This is a genomic window from Tenacibaculum aquaeponti, from assembly GCF_052084715.1.
GTDB lineage: Bacteria > Bacteroidota > Bacteroidia > Flavobacteriales > Flavobacteriaceae > Polaribacter.
The window spans coordinates 1325738-1345627 of record NZ_CP197288.1 but is presented as its reverse complement, the minus strand read 5'-3'; the positions used below and the strand labels follow the sequence as shown (position 1 = coordinate 1345627).

Below are 19890 nucleotides of genomic sequence, written 5' to 3'. Positions count from 1 at the left end.
ATGAAAATAAGAAAAGTTTTAAAAACATTATTATTTGTTTGCTTTGGATTATTTTTTTTGTTCGGTATAATTGATTTTAAAGTATCTGTAGAAATTATTTTATTTTTTATTATTGCTTTAGTAGTAGTTAAATTGTATGAATTACTCATGATTTTTTTGGGGAGTTACAATAGAAAATTATTAGGTAAAATTGAATTGTTTAGATCAAAATTTTGGGATTACTTAATTTCTATGATAACAGTAGTTCTGTTGTATTTAATTGTAAGATATGACTATTTACTAGAGTTTAAAACTAATACTTTTATTAATTTCTTTTTTGATTCTACATCCCACTATTTCGCATACTATATAATTTTTTCAACTTACCTTATTAGTTTGTTAATAAATGATAAACACATTTTTTATTTTACGAAGAAAGGTTTAGTTACTAAAGGAAATTATTTTGAAGATTATCTTTGGGAAGATTTTAAAGCTTATACATTAATTGAGGAACAGTCTTTGATTAGGTTTACAAAGAAAAATGATAAATTTCTTTTTGTTAAGTATGAAGAATCGTATTTTCAAGAAAATAAAACAGAGATTTTAAACGTGTTGAATAAAAACATACTATATGTCTAAAATATTAATTATAGAAGACGAAGCTGCTATTCGTCGTGTACTGAAAAAAATTATTTCAGAAGAAAACGATAGTTATCAAGTAGAAGAAGCAGAAGATGGATTAGCAGGAATTGAGCTAATTAAGAACAATGATTATGATCTTGTACTTTGTGACATTAAAATGCCAAAGATGGATGGAGTAGAGGTGTTAGAGAAAGCAAAAAAGATTAAACCAGAAATTCCAATGGTAATGATCTCTGGTCATGGAGATTTAGATACAGCCGTAAATACGATGCGTTTAGGAGCTTTCGATTATATATCAAAACCACCAGATTTAAATCGTTTGTTAAATACAGTTCGTAATGCTCTAGATAGAAAAGAACTTGTTGTAGAAAACAAACGTTTAAAGAAAAAGGTGAGTAAGAATTATGAAATGATTGGGGAAAGTGATGCAATTACTCACATTAAAGATATTATTGAAAAAGTAGCAGCAACAGATGCACGTGTTTTAATTACTGGTCCTAATGGAACAGGAAAAGAATTAGTGGCACATTGGCTACATGAAAAATCAGATAGAGTTAAAGCACCGATGGTTGAAGTTAATTGTGCAGCTATTCCTTCAGAATTAATAGAAAGTGAATTATTTGGTCATGTAAAAGGAAGCTTTACAGGAGCAAATAAAGATAGAGCAGGAAAATTCGAAGCAGCTAATGGAGGAACAATTTTCTTAGACGAGATCGGAGATATGAGTTTATCAGCTCAAGCGAAAGTATTAAGAGCTCTACAAGAAAACAGAATTTCAAGAGTTGGTTCAGATAAAGATATTAAAGTTAATGTTCGTGTTTTAGCAGCAACAAACAAAGACTTGAAAAAAGAAATAGCAGAAGGACGTTTTCGAGAAGATTTATATCATCGATTAGCTGTAATTTTAATCAAAGTTCCAGCATTAAACGATAGGAGAGAAGATATTCCTTCATTAGTAGAGTTTTTTGCAAATAAAATAGCAAATGAACAAGGTACACCTAAGAAAGAGTTTGCTAAAGAAGCGATTAAATTATTACAAGAATACGATTGGACTGGTAATATTCGTGAGTTACGAAATGTAGTTGAACGTTTAATTATTTTAGGAGAAAAAACAGTGTCAGCAAATGATATTAAATTGTTTGCAAGTAAATAACAAAAGATATATTGAAGAATTTTTATAATTATTACGAAGATTTTAAAATTCTAAAATACATGGTAACACAAAAAAAGAAGAGTTTTAACTCTTCTTTTTTTGTTTATGATAATTTTAAGAAAATTATCGTACTAACTTTTTTGCTAGATTATATATTCCTATTCTAGTAATTGTTTTTATGACTGTAGTTATCCAATTATTTATAGATATATCTTCTTTAAATTCATGCTTAATTAATTTTATTTCTTCAAAAGCTATTTTGCGTTGTAATTTTAATTTTCTTAGTTCTTTTGTTATTTCTTTCTGATTACTATAAGATTTCTTCATCGTCAAAATATTTTTTAGATAAACTTTCTATTACTTTATTCTCGATATAATTCTTTGCTAGATATCCTACAAAAGCAAAAAGAATAAAAATAATAGCTACAATTATATATCCTAAAATTTCACTATCAAAATAGTTTCCAATAGCAGAAGATGCGAAGACTGCTAAAAAAATAAAAGCGATAAGTAAGAAAATTCCTACAATGGCAAATCTGAAAATTAGGCTAATAGATGAAGTTAGTATTTGAAAAATCTTTAACTCATAATATTTTTTTGAATGATTTAAAAACTCTTCGGTTTTATGAACAGCTTTTTCTGATGTAGTATCTATAGATTTTAAAATAGACATTACTTTGATTGTAGTTTTTTGTTCTTAGCTTTTAAAACTTTTAATTTTTCTTCTAAGTTCGTGATAATTTCATCAGTTTTATAACTAGTATCTTCTATGATTTCCTCTATTTTATCTTCTAAACTACTCTTTTTCGAATGAATTGAATCAGAAATGTTATTAGATAAACTTTCTACTTTATTACTTAATTCGTTGCTTATAGAATTAGCTTCATCGATAATCGTGTCTTTAGTAGCTATAGCGCTATCAGTTATTTTTTTTCTTGTTTTACTTCCTTTATCAGGAGCAAATAAAATACCTAAGCCAGCTCCAGCTGCGACACCTAAAAGTACTCCTAAAATATTATTGTTGTTACTCATGTTAATTGTTTTTAATGTTAATAATTACGATCACAAAATTATAACCAGAATATGTTTATTCTTAACTCAATACATGTTAACATTAACTCAATAACTATTTTTAAATGAGTTAATCAAAAAATGATTAGGGATAAACTATTTTAATTCGAGAGATTACTTTTGAATGACAATTAATCGATTTATATATGTATTCCAATCCTTTATCTAAGACAATAAAAATAACAAGTATTATAGTATTAATATTATTACTAGTATTGTTTCTAATTTTTTCTTTTAGGATTTTGCTTTTGATTTTAGGTGGTGTATTAATAGCGTTAATATTTAATGGTATTAGTAATGGAATAAAAAAACATATACCAAGAGTTAAAAAATCAATTATTACATCAATGGTAATTATCGTAAGTTTTATTTCAATTAGTTTTTTACTGTATTTACTTTATCCTAGAGTTGCAGAACAAATTTTAGATTTAAAAATAGAATTGCCACAAGCTATAAATCAAGTAAAAGAAAAAGTAAAGTCCAATGAAGCTTTAAGTTTTATAGCTGATACAATTAATCAAACTACCAAGAATAAAGATTTTACAAAAAATATAAAGTTTTTCTTTAATTCTATTTTTGGATTCGTTGGTGATTTTTACATCATAATTATTTTAGGACTATTTTTTTCTATGGAACCTTCGGTATATGTTAAAGGAATGACAGTATTGTTTCCAGTGGAAAAAAGGAGTATAGTCTCTAAACATATAAGAAGAATAGGGACTATTTTACAAAGATGGTTGGTAGGTAAAATTTTGTCAATGTTAATAGTAGGTGTTTTTACAGGAATTGGTTTGTATTTATTAAAAATACCATTGGCTTTATCGTTAGCTATAATAGCTACTTTATCAGCTTTTATTCCTAATATTGGACCGATAGTTGCATTAGTTCCAGCATTACTAATAGCATTTGTAAAAGGTGAAGAATATGTATTATACGTTTTTGTATTATATACAGGAATACAAATTTTAGAGAGTAATATAATCACACCGTTAATACAAAGAGAAGCTATATCTTTTCCAATGGCTTTAATTTTAATTGCTCAAATAGTTTTAGGAATATTCACTGGCTATTTAGGTTTAATACTAGCTACGCCAGTTATGGCAATACTGTTGTTTCTTGTAAAAGAGATTTATGTTAAAGGGTATTTAGAAAAAAGTAATTAGATGTTTTTTATGGGGTGATTATATTCCTAGTTTATTTTTTAAAATACATAAAAGGTTTTATTACTATGAAACTATAAGTTAATAAAAGGGTTAGGGTATTTTTAACCTGTTGAATTTATTTTATTTAAAAAAGTAACTAATTTGAAAATTCTAGAGTAGAAATTTAAACACTTTTTTGAAGGAAATATGATAGTGTTTTGATATTTATGGAGTTAAGTATAAGTGATGACTAGTCTTAAATAACTGTGGTAGTTATTTAAGACTAGTCAATATTAAAAAAGATTATAAATCAAATCTATCTAAATTCATGACTTTAGTCCATGCTTTTACAAAATCGTTAACGAATTTTTCTTGTCCATCATTAGCACCGTAAACTTCACAAACTGCTCTTAATTCTGTGTTCGAACCAAAAATTAAATCGGCTCTAGTTCCAGTGAATTTAGTAGCGCCAGTTCTACGATCACTACCAGCAAATTTTTTATCATCAGATGAGGTAGCTTTCCAAGTTAGAGCAAAATCTAAAATATTAGTAAAGAAATCGTTAGTTAAACTTCCTACATTATCAGTAAATACTCCATGTTTTGAGTTATCGTAATTTGCTCCTAATACACGTAAACCTCCAACTAACACTGTCATTTCAGGAATAGAAAGCGTTAACAAATTAGCACGATCTACAAGTAAATCTTCATCTGCAACGTTTTTTAGTTTCGGATTGATATAATTTCTAAATCCGTCTGCTAAAGGTTCTAAATGGCTGAAAGATTCTAAATCTGTTTGTTCTTGAGTAGCGTCACCTCTTCCTTGAGAAAAAGGAACACTAACATCGTGCCCTGCATTCTTAGCAGCTTCTTCCACACCTGTATTACCAGCTAAAACAATTAAATCGGCAATTGAAATTGTTCCATTAAATTCTTTTTGAATTCCTTCTAAAACTGATAAAACTTTATTTAATTCTTCTGGATTGTTTACTTCCCAATTTCTTTGAGGCTCTAAACGAATTCTTGCTCCGTTAGCCCCACCACGTTTATCTGAACCTCTATATGTTGAAGCAGAAGCCCAAGCTGTTTTTACTAGTTCAGAAATTGATAATCCTGAAGCTAAAATCATTTTCTTTAAAGATGCGATATCTTCTCCAGTTAATGTATAATCAACTTTAGGAATTGGATCTTGCCAAATTAATTCTTCAGAAGGAACTTCAGGACCTAAATAACGATCGATTGGTCCCATATCACGGTGTGTTAATTTAAACCAAGCACGAGCAAATGCATCTTCAAAAGCAGCATGATCTTTATGAAAACGTTCTGAGATCTCTCTATAAACAGGATCTATTTTTAAAGCCATATCAGCTGTAGACATCATTAAAGCTTGTTTCTCATTCGGATTTCCAGCTTTTGGTGCCATTCTAGCATTAGAAGCGGCAGTTGGTGTCCATTGATGAGCTCCTGCCGGACTCTTAGTTAATTCCCATTCGTAATTTAATAAAACATCAAAATAATCATGATCCCATTGAATTGGGTTTGGAGTCCAAGCACCTTCTAAACCGCTTGTAATTGTATCGTCTAATACTCCAGTTCCATACGAATTTTTCCAACCTGTACTCATTTGATCAATTGGAGCTCCGTGTGGTTCTACACCAACGTATTTATCAGGATCAGCAGCACCATGTGCTTTTCCAAAAGTATGACCACCAGCGACTAAAGCAACAGTTTCTTCATCATTCATCGCCATACGACCAAAAGTGATTTTAATATCGTGAGCAGATTTTAAAGGGTCTGGTTCTCCATTTGGTCCTTCAGGATTTACATAAATTAATCCCATGTGTACAGCTCCTAAGTGTCCTTCTAATTCACCATCGCTAGTATCGTAACGTTCGTCGTTGCCTAGCCATTGGTTTTCGCTTCCCCAGTATATATCTTGTTCTGGTTCCCAAACATCTTCTCTTCCTCCCGCAAATCCAAAGGTTTTGAACCCCATAGATTCTAAAGCACAGTTTCCAGCTAAAATCATTAAATCTGCCCAAGAAATTTTATTCCCATATTTCTTTTTTACAGGCCAAAGTAATAAACGAGCTTTATCTAAATTTCCATTATCTGGCCAGCTATTTAATGGAGCAAAACGATGTGTACCAGTTCCTGCGCCACCTCTTCCGTCACCAACACGATATGTACCAGCACTATGCCAAGCCATACGAATCATAAATCCTCCATAATGTCCATAATCTGCTGGCCACCAATCTTGAGAATCTGTCATTAAATTAATAACATCTTGTTTTAATGCAGCATAATCTATACTGTTAAACGCTTCAGCATAATCGAAATCTTCTCCCATAGGATTAGACTTTGTAGCATTTTGACGTAAAATGTTTAATTTTAATTCATTTGGCCACCAATCTCTATTGGTTGTTCCTCCACCAGCAGGCTTTTTTTGAGCGCTATGAAAAGGGCATTTTGAAATGTCTCCAGAGTGTTTGTTACTATCGTTCATTATTATAAGACTTTTTTTAAGTTAGTTCGAATTCAAAATTACAATAAAAGCATGTATTATTTTTATCTATAAATTTTATATTAAAATAAATTTTAGCTATTTCATGATTTATTTATTTGTTTTTTAGTGTTTTATAAAGATACAATAAAAGCGATTTGGTTAGTATTGAATTTTCTTATGATTAAATAAGATTTTCATTTAGAATTTGATTTGTTTCGGGCCAATAAGAATGTAATTTTGCACCTGTTTTTGAAAAACAATGTAAATAATAATTCAATTTTAAAAATAATAGAATGGCAACATTAGTTGGAAAAAAGTTCCCAAACTTAAACGTAGATGCAATGAACGAAATGGGAGACACGTTCAAATTAAACGTTTTAGAAGAAGCAGTAAATAACAAGAAGAAAGTAGTATTATTTTGGTACCCAAAAGACTTCACTTTTGTATGTCCTACTGAATTACACGCTTTCCAAGCTGCTTTACCAGAGTTTGAGAAAAGAAATACTATAGTAATTGGAGCTTCTTGTGATACTCCTGAAGTACACTTCGCTTGGTTAAACCAATCTAAAGATAACGGAGGAATTGAAGGTGTTACTTACCCATTATTAGCTGATAGTAACCGTAACTTATCTTCTATATTAGGAATTTTAGATATTACTAATGAAGTATATGACGAAGCTACAGGAACTGTACAAGTAGAAGGTGATAACGTAACTTACAGAGCTACATATATTATTGATGAGGAAGGAACTGTTGTACACGAAGGTGTAAACCACATGCCAATCGGTAGAAATGTAAACGAATATTTACGTTTAATCGATGCTTATACTCACGTACAAGAAAAAGGAGAGGTTTGTCCAGCTAACTGGGAAGAAGGAAAAGCAGCTATGCAACCAAATGCAAAAGCTACTGCTGAATACTTAGCTGTAAACTAATATTATAATAATATATCAAAGGAGAGTTTCAGGTTTTCTGAACTCTCTTTTTTTAAAAGAATACAAAAATGGTACAAGAATTAAATAGCGATAATTTAACGAATATCGTTTCAGAAAATAAAACTGTAGTAGTACAATACTCTGCAACTTGGTGTGGTAACTGCAGAATAATGAAACCAAAGTTCAAAAAATTAGCAAACGAGAATGAAAATGTTTCTTTTGTAATTGCTGATGCTGAGAAATTTCCTGAAAGTAGACAATTAGCTACTGTAGATAACTTACCTACTTTTGCAACCTTTGTTGATGGTAAATTTGTAAATCAAGTTCAAACAAATAAGTTTGATGTTCTTAAAGAATTAGTAGAAGAAGTATTATAGTTATGAAATTACCAGTAATTAAGCATTTAACTTCGTTTATCGAAGAAAATGATCAGGATTATATTATTGAAACTATCGAAACTTTAGAAGCTTTAACTGAAGTTCCATCATTAAAAGATGAAGAATTAGATGTTATTGGAGAGTTAATCTCTAATATGTATGGAGCAATTGAAGTTGATAAAATGATAAAAGAAGGAACCCCAAAGAAAGAAGCTTTAAATAACTTTATGAAAAGAGTTCTTGGTTCAATAGACAAATAAAAATGAGTAATTATAGTTATTGATTAACTTTTAATAGTTTTAAAATTTCTGTTTTTTGATTTGAATGAATTCTTAAGAAATAATTTCCCGGTACATTAATATGAGATCCTAGGTTTTCTATTTTATTTTGATTTTCATTATATTTTTTATGATAAATTATTCTTCCTACAATATCATAAATACTAATTTCAAACTTAGTTTTATTAAAATGAGTTACATCCAAAATAAAACTTTCGTTAAAAGGGTTTGGAAATAAGGTTGATCTGTTTTTTTTACTGTTAAATACGTCAAAGTTAGTATTTGAATCAATAACATTAATAGTATAATCTTCTACTTCGTCACCATCAGTTGAAGAAGTTCCACATGGATTAGGATTACTATACCATTTGTAACGTACTCTTAATCTAGTAGCACCAATTAAAGCATCATTAGGAACAGTTATATTTTTAGTTTCACCTCCAATACCTCTTGTTTTTAGGAGCACTCTTTCATTAGGATCATCAAAAGAATTATTTTGATTCCAATCTATCCATGCCGCTACTACATTATTATTCCAATTACTACTACTAATTCCAGGAGTAATAGTAAGTGTTATAGACTGCCCTTTCGATACAGTTGTAGTTTGTGTAGTTGTATAATCACTATATGCATTATTACCACTAGAATTATTAATATTACCGAAGGTAACTTGTGCTATATAATTAGTTCCTCTATTACCAGCTTCGCAATAAGAAGTATTTGTAGGAGGCAACGTTTTTACTGTTACAGTGTTACTATTATTAATTGATGAGTTTCCGGCAGCATCTTTAGCTTTTACAAAGTAAGTTGTTGTTGTGTTAGGAGTTAAGTTAGTTAATAGAAAGCTATTGGTTGTTGAAGTTTGAAAAGGAGTGGTTTCATTATTTCTAAAAATATCATAACCAGTTACACCTACATTATCTGTAGCAATAGTCCAATTTAAATTAGCTGTTGTTTGTGTAATATCGGTAACTTGTAAGTTAGTAACATTAGATGGAGGAGTAGTGTCTGTATTTGAATCAATAACATTAATAGTATAATCTTCTACTTCGTCACCATCAGTTGAAGAAGTTCCACATGGATTAGGATTACTATACCATTTGTAACGTACTCTTAGTCTAGTAGCACCAATTAAAGCATCATTAGGAACAGTTATATTTTTAGTTTCACCTCCAATACCTCTTGTTTTTAGGAGCACTCTTTCATTAGGATCATCAAAAGAATTATTTTGATTCCAATCTATCCATGCCGCTACTACATTATTATTCCAATTACTACTACTAATTCCAGGAGTAATAGTAAGTGTTATAGACTGTCCTTTCGATACAGTTGTAGTTTGTGTAGTTGTATAATCACTATATGCATTATTACCACTAGAATTATTAATATTACCGAAGGTAACTTGTGCTATATAATTAGTTCCTCTATTACCAGCTTCGCAATAAGAAGTATTTGTAGGAGGCAACGTTTTTACTGTTACAGTGTTACTATTATTAATTGATGAGTTTCCGGCAGCATCTTTAGCTTTTACAAAGTAAGTTGTTGTTGTGTTAGGAGTTAAGTTAGTTAATAGAAAGCTATTGGTTGTTGAAGTTTGAAAAGGAGTGGTTTCATTATTTCTAAAAATATCATAACCAGTTACACCTACATTATCTGTAGCAATAGTCCAATTTAAATTAGCTGTTGTTTGTGTAATATCAGTAACTTGTAAGTTAGTAACATTAGATGGAGGAGTATTGTCTGTATTTGTGTTTTCAACAATAATAGTATAATCTTCTACTTCACCTATTCCAGTATCTGTTCCACAAGGTGTTTTAAAATGTGAATAACCTGCTCGAACTCTCATTCTTAAGTTTGTGTTAATAACTGAATTATTAGGTGGAGTAACGTTAATTGTGTAAGGTCCTTTACCAGAAATTTTCATAATAACATCTTCGGTATTGAAAAAATCATTATCATTAAACCAATCTATCCAAACTTGAACTTTATTAAGATCCCAGTTATTATTTAATGTAACTGTTAATTCAGTTGATTGTCCTTTTTTAAGAGTAGTAATTTTATTCGTAAAGTTGTTGTAAGGATTGTGGGAAGTACTGGTGTTATTAATCTCTCCAAAATTAACATTAGTGATATTTAAAGTATTGTTTATATCGTTTGTTTGTGCATCACAAATATTGGTAAATACTTCACAGGGTTTACAAGACCCACCACAATCTATTTTTTCTTCATCTCCATTTTTAATACCATCATTACAAGTAGCTATTTCCGTATTTGAAACAAAAATAGTATAATCTTCAACTTCACCACTTCCTGTGTCTTTTCCACAGGGGTTATTATTATTGTTTCTTGAAACTCTTAATCGCATTCTTGATCCACCGATAATTGCATTAGTTGGAACATTAATGGTAGCAGTGGCATTTCCATTATTATCAACACTGAGTTGAACTTTTTCATTAGAATCGTTAAAATCCTTATCTTGATTCCAGTCAAACCAAGCGTAAACTTCATTTGTACTGTTTCCCGTAATTATTGTTTTTAGGTTATAACTTTTACCTTTTACTAGTTTTGCAGTAAATCCTGTTTGATTGCTATATCCGTTATTTGATCTTGTTGTTGAATGATCTAGATTTGCAAATGTCACTCTCTTAATGTGATCTGGTTCATGGGTAGCAGAAGCATCACAATAATTGTTAACATCATCAGAGAATAATTCTCCAGCTCGAATACTTGCATTTGGAATCCCATTTATACCGTATTCTTCCATAGTAATTTGGGTACCGTTTGAACTTACTCGCATTTTACCCCAACCATAATACATTCTTCCAGATCTTCTGATTCGTACTCCAAAATATGCAGATCTACCATGCCAAGCTTTATAAGAGTCGGAAACTATCATATGTTGTCCTCTACCAATGTGAGGTTCTTGACCATTTTGCCAAGAACTATTAGGACCAATAATTGTTCCTTTAGTTAATGGAGTTAATTCATAATTATTATTTGCTATAGCATCTTTTCTCCAAGTAATTAATTTGATACCAGGATATTTGTTGGCTGTATTTGAAGCAGGGTATTCTTGAATTTGAAATGTAGAACTAATTAAGGGAATTAAATCATATGCATTTATTAATGTAAATTGTCCTCCTGTAGTATTACCGCTATTAAAAATAGGTTTGTTAATATTAGTTCCAATAAAAGATTTTCCAACTCTTTCAACACTAAATTTAAACGCTTTCATTTCTACTTGTTGATTTGTAATAAAAGCTTCGTTCAAAAATTTAAAGTTAATGTTTCTAGATACTAACCAGTCACTTCGACCATTTACGCCATCTATAATTCCTTCCATTTTTAATTTAACTTGATTAGAATTGATAGAATTTACTTTAAAAGTTAAACCAGAAGGAACATTTTCTACAGAATAATGTATCCCTCTTTTTAAAGCACCAATTTTAGCAAAAGTTGCATTTTTAAGATTAACTATGATTTCATTCTGTATGGTATTGTCATTTTGGCTTTTTTCTATAAATCTGTCATTATCATATAATAAATGAGGCCTTAGAAATTGCGTTATAATTGCTTGTTCAGGTTCTGGATTGAGACCTAAATTCATTATAGAAGCTTCTTCTCCATTTGAAGAAACTTTGGTTCTAAGCCATCCGTATACAAATCCTGCAGTCAAAGTGTTTATTCTAATAGCAATATATCCAGTTTTATTACGCCAATTAGTATATGAACTACTGGTTAATATAGGGGGAGAATTTACTCCTTCTGGCTTACTAGTCCATGTACCAGAGATACCATCATTAATATTAATTCCTTCAGAAAGGTATTTAATATTATTAGTATTTGTATTACATAAAATTTGAAAGTTTTGAGAAATATTATCTAAAGTAATAGTATTACCATTATACACCCTTAGTTTAGTTCTAAATTTACCTCCAATAATTAAGGAATTAAAACTAGAGTTTACATCTGAAGCAAAATTGGTTCCTGAATACCCTATATGAATAAAAGGAGAATAGGCTTCGTAATATGTTTGATAGGGATTTATAAAATTTATTTTAAAGGTACCTGTTGTTGAAAATAATGAAGAAACACCTCCCGAAATGGCAGAATCTAATAAGGTAATTTTTATAGTAGCATTGTCATTTTCATTGTGGTTTTTAGCATTACCTGAGAAAGAAATAATGGCATTAGTAGTGTCAATTACATTAATAATTGGAGTTAAACCATTTGGAACTCCTTCTGTTGTAAAATGAACACCTAATTGTAATTTTCCAGTAGCAGCAAATGTAGCTCCATCAATAGCTTTTAATCTTTTTTTGTTTTGAATTGTTCCATTATTTGTGAAGTCTTCTAAGAAAGTTAAAGCTTTATCAATTTCATCATCTTCTTTTTTTTGATAATTAAATAGAATTCTAGGTCCTAAGTTAACTTTTGTACCTGTAGAGATTAAATTTGTTTCTGCCCAAATAGTTTTTCTTGCAGGATGATCTAAGAATGAAATCATACGTGTAATTTGTCCCTTAGTAAACATAGATTCGCAAGGGTTATAGTCCATGTGGTTTTGATAGTTTATTAATTGATTAAAGCAATTTCTAACTCCCGTTTTACATGATTTTCCGCCAGCTTCCGAAGCCAAACCAGAAGTACAAGGAGGTGTGTCTGCTACTTTATCTCCACTAGTAACTTCTCCATTTTCAAAAACATCAGCTACACATCCACCATTAAATGTATGGTGTAATCCTAACCAGTGTCCAAATTCATGAGTAAGTGAAGATGCTGGAGGAGTGTAAAGCATGTATCTACCATTATATACAACTCTTGCAGTTCCTTTATCTGACATGTTTTCTGCAGGAAACCAAGCAATACCAGAATTAGTTCTACTTCCAGATTTAAGAATTAGTTGAATGTGTACATTCATGTATTTATAATTATCCCAAGCGAATTTTGCAATTTCTGTATCATTAATACCATTTAAACCAAAACCTTCTTTTGTTTCATGCCAAATAATTCCGTTTGTAGTATTTCCATCCGGATCAATTTGCGCTAGTTTAAATTCAATGTTCATACCACCTTCAAGATTCGCAAAAGCTGGATCTACAAAATCATTAAATCCTTTAAAATCTTCATTAATGTCTTTTAAGGCTTGAGTTACAACTTCTTCATTTACGTTAACTTTCGTTCCGTCACTTAAATCTGGAAATTCACTTCCATAGATATGAAAAACAACAGGAATAATGTATTTAGAGTTTTTTCTATTTGAGCTGTTTTTTAATGATCTTTGTTTTTGTCGAACTTTTTTTTCAAAAGCGATTATCTTTTTTAATTCTTTAGGATTGTTTTGGTAATATTCTTGATTTATTTCGTCAAAAGAACAATTTTGTTGTTGTGTTATTAAATTGATTGAGTGTAAAATCAATAAAATGAATATTAATTTTTTAAAGGTTAATGTTTTCATTATAAAGGGTTTATTTGTTATGTCTATAAAATTATTTTAAACCCTTGTTTGTTGATTATACTATTTTAATATATATGTACACTATATTATTCGTTTTTTTGTTTTTTAATCTGATAATCAGTTTGTTATTTTTTTTTTTTTTTTAGGTGAGTAGGTTAACTATAATTTTTGAAATTTAGTACAAAAAAAACACCCTTTCATAAAGTTGAAAAGGTGTTTTAATTTGAAAAAAAACTCTTTTATTTTTTAATAATTTTTAAAATTTCTGTTTTTTGATTTGAATGAATTCTTAAGAAATAATTTCCCGGTACATTAATATGAGATCCTAGGTTTTCTATTTTATTTTGATTTTCATTATATTTTTTATGATAAATTATTCTTCCTACAATATCATAAATACTAATTTCAAATTTAGTTTTATTAAAATGAGTTACATCCAAAATAAAACTTTCGTTAAAAGGGTTTGGAAATAAGGTTGATCTGTTTTTTTTACTGTTAAATACGTCAAAGTTAGTATTTGAATCAATAACATTAATAGTATAATCTTCTACTTCGTCACCATCAGTTGAAGAAGTTCCACATGGATTAGGATTACTATACCATTTGTAACGTACTCTTAATCTAGTAGCACCACTTAAAGCATCATTAGGAACAGTTATATTTTTAGTTTCACCTCCAATACCTCTTGTTTTTAGGAGCACTCTTTCATTAGGATCATCAAAAGAATTATTTTGATTCCAATCTATCCATGCCGCTACTACATTATTATTCCAATTACTACTACTAATTCCAGGAGTAATAGTAAGTGTTATAGACTGTCCTTTCGATACAGTTGTAGTTTGTGTAGTTGTATAATCACTATATGCATTATTACCACTAGAATTATTAATGCTGCCCAATGTAACTTGTGCTATATAATTAGTTCCTTTATTACCAGCTTCGCAATAAGAAGTATTTGTAGGAGGCAACGTTTTTACTGTTACAGTGTTACTATTATTAATTGATGAGTTTCCGGCAGCATCTTTAGCTTTTACAAAGTAAGTTGTTGTTGTGTTAGGAGTTAAGTTAGTTAATAGAAAGCTATTGGTTGTTGAAGTTTGAAAAGGGGTGGTTTCATTATTTCTAAAAATATCATAACCAGTTACACCTACATTATCTGTAGCAATAGTCCAATTTAAATTAGCTGTTGTTTGTGTAATATCGGTAACTTGTAAGTTAGTAACATTAGATGGAGGAGTAGTGTCTGTATTTGAATCAATAACATTAATAGTATAATCTTCTACTTCGTCACCATCAGTTGAAGAAGTTCCACATGGATTAGGATTACTATACCATTTGTAACGTACTCTTAATCTAGTAGCACCACTTAAAGCATCATTAGGAACAGTTATATTTTTAGTTTCACCTCCAATTCCTCTTGTTTTTAAGAGCACTCTTTCATTAGGATCATCAAAAGAATTATTTTGATTCCAATCTATCCATGCCGCTACTACATTATTATTCCAATTACTACTACTAATTCCAGGAGTAATAGTAAGTGTTATAGACTGCCCTTTCGATACAGTTGTACTTTGTGTAGTTGTATAATCACTATATGCATTATTACCACTAGAATTATTAATGCTACCCAATGTAACTTGTGCTATATAATTAGTTCCTCTATTACCAGCTTCGCAATAAGAAGTATTTGTAGGAGGCAACGTTTTTACTGTTACAGTGTTACTATTATTAATTGATGAGTTTCCGGCAGCATCTTTAGCTTTTACAAAGTAAGTTGTTGTTGTGTTAGGAGTTAAGTTAGTTAATAGAAAGCTATTGGTTGTTGAAGTTTGAAAAGGAGTGGTTTCATTATTTCTAAAAATATCATAACCAGTTACACCTACATTATCTGTAGCAATAGTCCAATTTAAATTAGCTGTTGTTTGTGTAATATCGGTAACTTGTAAGTTAGTAACATTAGATGGAGGAGTAGTGTCATTTGGTTGAGATCCTTCCGTAGTAATTGAAGCAGAATTACTAATGCTAGATCTATTTCCAGCAGCGTCAAAAGCGATTATTTGAAAAGTATATTGAGTCCCTGGAGTTAGAGATCGCATGGTTATTGCTGTACTTTGGTTATTCCAAGTGAATACCTCCTCATCGTTTTGTACGATAATATATCCTCCAATACGAGTATCATCAGTAGAAGCTGTCCAAGTTAAATCTACAGCAGTTTGCGGATTTTCATTTTGAGATTGTGGAACTGTAGCGGTTAAATTTGTTGGAGTAGAAGGAGGGGTGTTATCTTCTAATGTTTTAATTTCTATTGGAACAGAATTTCTTCTAGATCTTATGTTATTACCATCTACAGCTCCTACTGTAATGCTGTATGTTCTATCAGGATCTAGAGTTGTTAATTGAGCAAAAGTTAAATTATTAGGGGTTTCGTTTTTTGTATATAGAGTAAATACACCATTTACAAAAACGCTATATCCATCAATATTAGTACCAGAGCTGGTAGAAGGATCCCAATTTAAAGTTACTCCAGTTTTAGTTACATTTGTTGCTATTACATTTTTAGGAGCAGTAGGTGCATTTCCAGTAGTTTTTATTGTTGCAGATGTACTAATGTTAGACCTATTTCCAGCAGCATCGAATGCGATTATCTGAAATGTATATTCAGTACCATCATCTAAACCACGCATTGTAATTGAAGTGTTTTGACTATTCCATGTAAATATTTCTTCTCCATTTTGTACTATAATATAACCAGCCACACCTACATTATCCGTAGAAGCTGTCCAATTTAAATTTGCAGAAATATGAGAATTATTGTCAGGATTGGTAGCAACTAACCCTGTAGGAGTACTAGGAGCGGTAGTATCTGAACCATCAGAAATAAAAAAGTTTTTATTCGATATATCATAAAAAATATGATTTGTGCCTCTAACCATAATTCTGTTTAAATTACCTGTAATGTTTGGAACTGTAATTTGATGTAAACCATCGTTAGGAACATTAGAAGCTAATGTGGTATTAAAAGTAATTCCGCCATCCGTTGATAGTAATATATCTACGAAGGCAGCATTAATATCGTTGCTATTTGTTCCTGCAACATTCCATGTGATATTTTGATTTGTTCCAGGTGTCCAAATAATTTGATCGCTATTAGGAAAAGTTACAACAAAAGGACCAGCATTATCATTAATAGTAATTTTTGTGTTGTCTGAATTAGTACTTGCTCCACCGTTGTTATTATCTCTAACTGTAAATCTAAAATTCATTTCTCTTGATACGGCAGGAAGACTTTCCCATTGAGAAACGAATCCGCTGGAAACACCTGATATAGCTGGAAAGTACCTTTCAGAAGTAGACGAAGGAGGTAAAGATCTAAAAGCTGGACCAGATATTGCATAAGGAGAAATTGCTTCTATACCTATATCCATTTGTTCCCAAGTGTAGGTAAGGTTGTTTTGAGAATTATTAACATCACTACTAGATCCCTTTAAAACAAAAGGAGTTGATTTTGGTATAACATAATCTTTTCCTGCGTTTGCAGTTGGTGAAGAATTTCCTGTATTTATTCTTGTTTCACAGTTTGTGTTTGAAATAATATTCCACATTTCCTCAATACTTTTTGCATGAAAATAAGTGTCTCTATCATTAATTACATTAGGAGCACAAACACCAGAATACGACATTATACTTGATCCACTACCAGGTTCAATAGCGTTTGTGTTAACCCTATTTCCATTACAGTAATTATTAAAAGTATGATTAGCTCCTAGTTGATGGCCAATTTCATGAAGGAATAATCCATAAAAAAAATTACCGGTAGGATCATTGGCTGTAGAAACTCCTTTTCCTTTTCTTGAATTATCACATATTACACCCAAACCCCCAAAACCACCTGTATTAGATAAATCTAAAACATGACCAAGATCAAAACTGTTATTACCAATACTATTTGTAATAACATCATGAGCTTCATTTATTAAAGTACTACTGCTACCACTTGTTAATCCATCAGTATTTGAGTTAAGAAAAATAATAGCATCATTATTTGCTACTAATTGAAATCTAACACTTAAATCTCTTTCATAAACAGCGTTTATATTAGTCATTATTTCATTTAATCCTGCAAGTACTGCTGCTTTTTTTTGTTGATTAGTACCATTAATAACATTAGCTCTATTTATATAAAATTGAGAAAATTCTGCCGTTGTAGCTAAAGCAAACCGGTAAGTTCTTAATATACCATCATTAGCATTTCTATTTTTAAAATTAGAAGTTACTTTCTTTAATTTTCCTTTAATAGAAGATAAGTTGCGTTCATTGTGTACACCGCATTTAAAAGTATCATTTGTTTTCTCTTCAGTAATAGAAGTTATTGAATAGAGGTTTTTATTTGAATTAGATTGCTTGCCAAATGTTTCTTGGGTGTTATCTGGTTTTGTGATAACTCCATTAAGTTGATTAAAATTTAAGTTGATATGAATAGTATGTCTACTTCCATCTGTCGCAATTCCAGAATAAGATTTAATGCTAGGGAATTTTTTTGCTAAATCTGGGTTCAAATTTGATTTTTCAATCATTTTATATTCTTTTAATACTCCAGATTTATTAGGGAAAGTAACAATTGTTTCAGGTTTTATTAAAATTTCGCCTTGTTTAGGAGATTGAGAAAGAATTTTTTTTAGTTTATCAAAATCCAAATAATAGGAGTTAAAGGGAGTATTTTGTTGATGAATCTTGATTGTTTTATCAGTATTTTTTTTCCAGAAATTATTTGTCTGAGAATACCCAGTATGCAACATTAATAAAGTCGCTATTAGGAGTGTAAACTTATTTTTCATTATATAAATTATTTAATAGTTTTTAAAAAAGATATTACTTTTTAGTATTGATGAATTTTATTGCATAGTGTTGTTTTATATGTGATTATGATTAAATTTTTAATTGAATTCTATTAATTTGAACACCTTTACACAATTAGAATAGTTTAAGTTTTTACTTAATTTTGTGTTGCGTAACAGATAAGTTTTTTAGGTTAATTATCTGTTTTAAAGAGAATTAATCGGGGTAAAATTATTTAAAAAGGATAGCTTTTTTATGCACGATATTATTCAAAATGCATACAATATTAATTAATTGGTTAAGTTGTTTGAAAGTAGATATAAATCGAGATTAAGTTTTAAAATTACAATAGTGTTTTTGTTATTTAATACCTTCTGTTTTTCAATTTAAAAGTTGTACTTTTCGAAGTGTGAAAAATGAAAAACAATGAAAGCTACTTATTTTTGTTTACTATTATTTATTTGGGATATAAGCGTTAAAGCTCAGAAACCTGTTGCTGTGAGGTCAATTCCTGAGGCTGTTTTTGAAATTGAAAAAGGAAAAAAAGTTTCATTAACATTACTTGATGATCAATCAACAGAATTTCCAAAGGATTTTTTTAAAATTTCAAAAGAAAACTTAGTTGCTTTAATAATTGATGGTTGTAAATACAAATCTATTCCAAAGGAAATCTCAGAATATCAAGAGTTAACCTATTTTAGATATTCTTGGTTTGGTTTTTCAAAAGGGCCAATTACTAATATTCCTAAAGGAGTATTTAAACTTAAAAAATTAAAAGGATTAGTATTCGAATCAATCATAGAAAGAGATATTTCTGCTGATATTTCAAATCTTCAGAATTTAGAGTTATTAGAATTATATAGAACAAAGCTTAAACAATTTCCAAAAGCAATTTTAAAACTGAAAAAGTTAAAAATATTAAATCTTTCATGTGCTGAATTCAATGAAATTCCCGAAGAGATAATTGAGTTAAAAAACTTAACAAAGTTACAGTTTGATGGTGGTGGTTGCGGAGCTACTCCGATCAATAAAATTCCAGAATCTATAGGGAGTTTATCGAATCTTAAATCTATTAGTTTTGGTTATGTAAAAGGAGGATTAGGATATTTACCTAAATCATTTTTTAATCTTAAAAAGTTAGAATATTTTGGTTGTTATGGTTGCGGATTGAAAGCTTTTCCACCTGATTTAGAAAATTTAAAAGAGTTGAAAAGTATACAGATGATGAATATGGATGATTTCGGATTGCTACCAGAAAGTTTATTTAAATTACCAAATATGAAGCGATTTATGCTTTTAATTCCTGGAGGAAAGGCAAGTAAAGCGTTAGTGAAACAGAAAAAAAGATTAAATATTTGGGGAGCAAAATTAGATAAATACGAAGTTGAAATAGAGCATTGGGAATATTAATAAGTTGCACACAACTGAAAAACCAGCCGTACAAAAGCAAAGAGTGCTATTGCACACATTGATTTTTTCTTACCTCTGACTGATAATGCTAATTATAGTCTGTT

Annotated in this window: 13 protein-coding genes; 7 read left to right on the top strand and 6 right to left on the bottom strand. The window is 29.8% G+C overall.

Annotation, left to right across the window (positions count from 1 at the left end; all coding sequences use genetic code 11):
• Positions 1-618, top strand: a complete 618-nt coding sequence (locus tag ACSIGC_RS05820; RefSeq protein ID WP_442267208.1) for a hypothetical protein — start codon at positions 1-3, stop codon at positions 616-618.
• Entirely contained in the window at positions 611-1774 is a 1164-nt protein-coding gene (locus tag ACSIGC_RS05815; RefSeq protein ID WP_442267207.1) for a sigma-54-dependent transcriptional regulator, read from the top strand. The genes ACSIGC_RS05820 and ACSIGC_RS05815 overlap by 8 nt, the downstream gene beginning before the upstream one ends.
• 123 nt (positions 1775-1897) lie before the next feature.
• Here the strand turns inward: ACSIGC_RS05815 and ACSIGC_RS05810 are convergent, their stop codons facing one another.
• Genes ACSIGC_RS05810 through ACSIGC_RS05800 form a run of 3 tightly spaced genes read right to left on the bottom strand, consistent with a single transcriptional unit; the run spans position 1898 to position 2806 of the window.
• A complete protein-coding gene (locus ACSIGC_RS05810; RefSeq protein ID WP_442267206.1) occupies positions 1898-2101 on the bottom strand; it encodes a hypothetical protein in 204 nt (67 codons plus the stop codon).
• Positions 2085-2447 carry a hypothetical protein gene (locus ACSIGC_RS05805; RefSeq protein ID WP_442267205.1) on the bottom strand — a complete coding sequence of 121 codons (363 nt, stop codon included), beginning with the start codon at positions 2445-2447 and terminating at the stop codon, positions 2085-2087. Before ACSIGC_RS05805 ends, ACSIGC_RS05810 begins: the two co-directional genes overlap by 17 nt.
• Positions 2447-2806: a YtxH domain-containing protein gene (locus ACSIGC_RS05800; RefSeq protein WP_442267204.1), complete on the bottom strand. Its 360-nt coding sequence runs from the start codon at positions 2804-2806 to the stop codon at positions 2447-2449. The genes ACSIGC_RS05805 and ACSIGC_RS05800 overlap by 1 nt, the downstream gene beginning before the upstream one ends.
• Positions 2807-2991: 185 nt before the next feature.
• On the opposite strand from ACSIGC_RS05800, the gene ACSIGC_RS05795 reads away from it, so the two are divergent.
• Positions 2992-4008, top strand: a complete 1017-nt coding sequence (locus ACSIGC_RS05795) for an AI-2E family transporter (RefSeq protein WP_442267203.1) — start codon at positions 2992-2994, stop codon at positions 4006-4008.
• 282 nt (positions 4009-4290) lie between these two features.
• Here the strand turns inward: ACSIGC_RS05795 and katG are convergent, their stop codons facing one another.
• Positions 4291-6492, bottom strand: coding sequence for a catalase/peroxidase HPI (gene katG, locus ACSIGC_RS05790; protein ID WP_442267202.1), 2202 nt, complete (start codon positions 6490-6492; stop codon positions 4291-4293).
• Between the two features lie 293 nt (positions 6493-6785).
• On the opposite strand from katG, the gene ACSIGC_RS05785 reads away from it, so the two are divergent.
• The 3 genes from ACSIGC_RS05785 to ACSIGC_RS05775 all read left to right on the top strand — a co-directional run bounded on the left by ACSIGC_RS05785 (position 6786) and on the right by ACSIGC_RS05775 (position 8064).
• Positions 6786-7427 (top strand): peroxiredoxin, encoded by a 642-nt coding sequence (locus tag ACSIGC_RS05785; protein WP_299625898.1) that lies wholly within the window; start codon positions 6786-6788, stop codon positions 7425-7427.
• A gap of 68 nt (positions 7428-7495) precedes the next feature.
• Positions 7496-7804 (top strand): thioredoxin family protein, encoded by a 309-nt coding sequence (locus tag ACSIGC_RS05780; RefSeq protein WP_442267201.1) that lies wholly within the window; start codon positions 7496-7498, stop codon positions 7802-7804.
• A 2-nt stretch (positions 7805-7806) separates the two neighbouring features.
• Positions 7807-8064, top strand: a complete 258-nt coding sequence (locus ACSIGC_RS05775) for a DUF6952 family protein (RefSeq protein ID WP_299674909.1) — start codon at positions 7807-7809, stop codon at positions 8062-8064.
• A 16-nt stretch (positions 8065-8080) separates the two neighbouring features.
• On the opposite strand, the gene ACSIGC_RS05770 is transcribed toward ACSIGC_RS05775, so the two are convergent.
• Together ACSIGC_RS05770 and ACSIGC_RS05765 are read right to left on the bottom strand one after the other, a co-directional pair.
• Positions 8081-13540, bottom strand: coding sequence for a GEVED domain-containing protein (locus tag ACSIGC_RS05770; protein WP_442267200.1), 5460 nt, complete (start codon positions 13538-13540; stop codon positions 8081-8083).
• 239 nt (positions 13541-13779) lie between these two features.
• Positions 13780-18375, bottom strand: coding sequence for a fibronectin type III domain-containing protein (locus tag ACSIGC_RS05765; RefSeq protein ID WP_442267199.1), 4596 nt, complete (start codon positions 18373-18375; stop codon positions 13780-13782).
• Between the two features lie 427 nt (positions 18376-18802).
• Between ACSIGC_RS05765 and ACSIGC_RS05760 the strand changes: the two genes are divergently transcribed.
• Positions 18803-19786: a leucine-rich repeat domain-containing protein gene (locus tag ACSIGC_RS05760; protein WP_442267198.1), complete on the top strand. Its 984-nt coding sequence runs from the start codon at positions 18803-18805 to the stop codon at positions 19784-19786.
• Positions 19787-19890 lie beyond the last annotated feature (104 nt).